The organism is Candidatus Infernicultor aquiphilus, assembly GCF_002784285.1.
GTDB lineage: Bacteria > Atribacterota > Phoenicimicrobiia > Phoenicimicrobiales > Phoenicimicrobiaceae > Infernicultor > Infernicultor aquiphilus.
In genome coordinates this window covers 1-3,616 of the sequence record NZ_PFKO01000097.1, presented here as the reverse complement: position 1 = coordinate 3,616, position 3,616 = coordinate 1, and the positions used below count along the sequence as shown (strand labels likewise).

General features: G+C 29.6%; 4 protein-coding genes and 1 pseudogene. All 5 read left to right on the top strand.

Going from position 1 to position 3,616, the window contains the following annotated elements:
* The first annotated feature begins 213 nt into the window (after positions 1-213).
* Entirely contained in the window at positions 214-474 is a 261-nt protein-coding gene (gene yajC / locus COZ07_RS02795) for a preprotein translocase subunit YajC (RefSeq protein ID WP_406607072.1), read from the top strand.
* Between the two features lie 259 nt (positions 475-733).
* A complete protein-coding gene (gene secD / locus COZ07_RS02790; RefSeq protein WP_406607071.1) occupies positions 734-1,924 on the top strand; it encodes a preprotein translocase subunit SecD in 1,191 nt (396 codons plus the stop codon).
* Between the two features lie 24 nt (positions 1,925-1,948).
* Positions 1,949-2,866 carry a protein translocase subunit SecF gene (gene secF, locus COZ07_RS02785; RefSeq protein ID WP_406607070.1) on the top strand — a complete coding sequence of 306 codons (918 nt, stop codon included), beginning with the start codon at positions 1,949-1,951 and terminating at the stop codon, positions 2,864-2,866.
* A gap of 73 nt (positions 2,867-2,939) precedes the next feature.
* Positions 2,940-3,161: a DUF2905 domain-containing protein gene (locus tag COZ07_RS02780; RefSeq protein ID WP_406607069.1), complete on the top strand. Its 222-nt coding sequence runs from the start codon at positions 2,940-2,942 to the stop codon at positions 3,159-3,161.
* Positions 3,162-3,258: 97 nt separating this feature from the next.
* Positions 3,259-3,616, top strand: a pseudogene (locus COZ07_RS02775) (single-stranded-DNA-specific exonuclease RecJ); the annotation flags it as partial.

Here is a 3,616-nt window from a genome sequence, read left to right as displayed (position 1 = left end):
AAGGAAAATAATTAAATCAATAAAAAATAGGTCATTACTTCATATAGACCTGTTGTAATTTACCTCTTGAGCAGGCTTGATCAATGACTAAAAACCAAAAAAATCTTACAAAGCAAAAAGCTCCTAGTTAAAAATAACTTGCTAAATAAAATAAAATTGTGTATAATTTAGGGGAAATTTTTAAAATAAAAAGGAAAGGTGTGATTATAAAAAATGCAATCAATTCAACAATTTTTACCTTTGATTATTATATTTGCCATATTTTATTTTATCCTTATTCGTCCTCAGCAACAAAAGCAAAAAAAACATAAATCAATGCTAGACAGTTTACAAAAGGGTGATAAGGTTATTACCATTGGTGGCTTGTATGGAATAATCAGAGAGATTAAAGGCGATGTTTTAACCTTAGAGATTGCCAAAGATGTAGTTATAAATACTAGTCGTAGTGCTATCGGAGTTAAAAGAGAAAAGTAAAGATATTTTTTAAGGAAAAAAGTAAGTATTAAGTATATAGAGATAAATATAATTATAATAAATAATTTAAAGGCAGGTCTAATAAATAATACCTGCCTTTAAATTATTTATTGCTTTAATTAGTAAGATGTTTTTCATAAACGTTCTCGTTGACAAAGAAAATATTAAAATATTATAATGATAAGGTTAAAGTATAATAAAGCAATAAATAGTTTAAAAGATAAAAAGACAGAAAAAATTAGAAAGAGAGGTTTTTTATATGAATTGGACTAAAACCTTGAGGGTAGCCAGTGTTTTTATAGTAATTTTTGTTGCCCTTTTATTATCTCTTCCTCTAAATGAGAAAATAAATTTAGGGTTAGATCTACAAGGAGGTTCTCATATTATTTTAGAATGTGTAGATACTCCCAACGCGCCCGTAGATAATGATGCGGTAAATAGAGCATTAGAGATTATAAGAAATCGTATTGATCAATTAGGAGTTTCAGAACCGGTAATTCAGAGGCAGGGATTGCGACGTATTTTAGTTCAGTTACCTGGCGTAGAAGACCCTGAAACTGCGGCAGAAATAATTGGCAAAACTGCTCTTTTAGAGTTTAAAAATGAAGATGGAGAAACTCAATTAACCGGGGCGCATTTAATAAATGCTAAAGCATCTTTTGACCAATTTAGTCGATCTATTGTTTTGATTGAATTTGATAAAGATGGAGCTAAAGAATTTGGGGAAGCTACTAAAAATAATGTGGGTAAAATTTTATCTATTACTTTAGACGGAAAAGAAATAACTCACCCTCGAGTAGAAGAACCGATACTTAATGGTAAGGCTGAAATTACTGGTAGTTTTACAGTAGATAGTGCAAAACAGTTAGCTTTACTTTTAAGGTCTGGTGCGCTACCGGTCAAAGTGGAAATATTAGAGAACAGATCAGTGGGACCAACTTTAGGTAGAGATTCTATTACTAAAGGAATACGAGCAGGAATAGCGGGATTGATAATAATTTTAATCTTTATGTTAATTTATTATAAGGGTTTTGGATTAATAGCAGATTTTGCTTTAGTTGTATGTATGATATTGATTGTTGGAGCCTTAGCTGGATTAAAAGCCACTTTAACTCTTCCTGGAATAGCTGGGATAATCCTTACTATTGGTATGGCAGTAGATGCCAACATACTGATCTTTGAAAGAATAAAGGAGGAGTTAAAATTGGAGAAAACTTTTCGAGCTTCCATTGATGCTGGCTTTAATAAAGCCTTTAGGAGTATACTTGATGCCAATGTTACAACTTTAATTGCAGCTATTGCCTTATTTTATTTTGGCTCAGGACCAATTAAAGGATTTGCAGTTACATTAAGTGTAGGTATTTTAGCCAGTATGTTTACGGCAATTGTAGTAACCAAAATTGTTTTAGAATTAGTAACTAATAAATTTAGCTCTAAAACTTTATTATAGATATAGTTAAGGAGGGTATATTTAATGGATCTATTTAAGGACAAGAATTTTAATTTTATAAAGAATAGAAAAATAGCCTATACTATTTCCGCAGTTATCATACTGGTTGGCTTAATTTCGTTTATTTTTCATGGGTTTAATTTTGGGATTGATTTTATTGGAGGAACTTTACTTCAATTAAGATTTGATAAGTCAGTTTCCACTGCGGAGATTCGAAAGGTTTTAGGTGAATTTAATTTGAGTCAAAGTACCATTCAAAAATTATCTGAGAATGAATTTGTCATACGAACAGAGAATATTGATTCAGAGAAAAGAAAAGAAATTTTATCAGTTTTAAAAGAAAAATTGGCTAATCCGGAAGTATTACGTATGGAAGCAGTAGGTCCAGTTATTGGAGAAGATTTAAAAAGATTATCTCTTTATGCCTTATTTTTCGCCTTTATAGGAATCATTCTTTATGTTACTTTAAGATTTGAATTTAAGTTTTCCATTGTTTCCATATTAGCACTTTTACATGATTGCTTAATTGTTTTGGGTATCTTTTCTTTGTTGAGAAAGGAAATTACTATCCAGGTAGTTGCAGCAATTCTCACTATAATAGGATATTCTGTAAATAATACTATTATAATTTTAGATCGGCTTAGAGAAAATATAAAGTTTAAAACCAGAGACATTTTTGAAAATTTAATAAATCTTAGTATTAATCAAACTTTAACTAGAACAATATTTACAACCTTAACTACTATTTTTCCAATTTTAACTTTATATTTTTTTGGCGGGATTATACTTTCTGATTTTGCTTTAGCTTTGCTTTTAGGAATGGTTGCCGGAACCTATTCTTCTGTTTTTATTTCCAGTCCCTTATTAATAGAGTGGAACAAAATATTTAAGGTGCATCAAAAAGGGCTTAAAATTAACGAGAAGAAAAAGGTGGAAAAGTAAATTAAAATAGAAGTCAGAAGACAGTTACAATTTCAAACCGAATAATAATTATTCTATAAAAGAAAGATAAAAAATGCCTGAATTTAATATGTTAGGTAAAACGCTACTACTTTTTGGAGTAGTGTTGATCATTTTAGGAACTATATTTTTATTGGTGGGGAAGTTACCTTTTTCTGGCAGATTACCTGGGGATATTGTAATTCAACGAAAAAATTTTGTCTTTTACTTCCCTTTGGGTTTATGTGTTTTAATAAGTATTATTTTAACCGTAATTTTTCGAATATTTAAACATTAGACTTCACGTTATCTTTACGCAATACGCGATATGAGGAGGGAGGGCAGAGAAAATAGAGTGGCATATACTTAAAGAAGATAAAAAATTACAATCAGAATTGTCTAAAGAATTGAATATTTCTCCAATTTTAGCACAATTACTAATCAATAGAGGAACAAAGGAAGCGTTAAGTGCTAGAATATTTTTAAAAGCAGACCTGAAAGATTTAAGAGATCCTTATATCTTTAAAGATATGGAGAGAGCTGTTGATAGAATATTAAAAGCAATAAATAGTGATGAAAGAATATTAATTTATGGAGATTATGATGTTGATGGAATAAGCAGCATTGCCTTATTATTTTTTATTTTGAAGGAATTTACCCTTAATTTGTACTACTATATACCTAATCGCTTTCAAGAGGGATATGGACTAAATGAAAAGGCCATAGATATTGCCTTTGAAAATAATTTTAAAT

Coding starts and splice junctions, on each gene's coding strand:
- yajC (WP_406607072.1), top strand. CDS start 214: ATGCAATCAATTCAACAATTTTTACCTTTGATTATTATATTTGCCATA.
- secD (WP_406607071.1), top strand. CDS start 734: ATGAATTGGACTAAAACCTTGAGGGTAGCCAGTGTTTTTATAGTAATT.
- secF (WP_406607070.1), top strand. CDS start 1,949: ATGGATCTATTTAAGGACAAGAATTTTAATTTTATAAAGAATAGAAAA.
- COZ07_RS02780 (WP_406607069.1), top strand. CDS start 2,940: ATGCCTGAATTTAATATGTTAGGTAAAACGCTACTACTTTTTGGAGTA.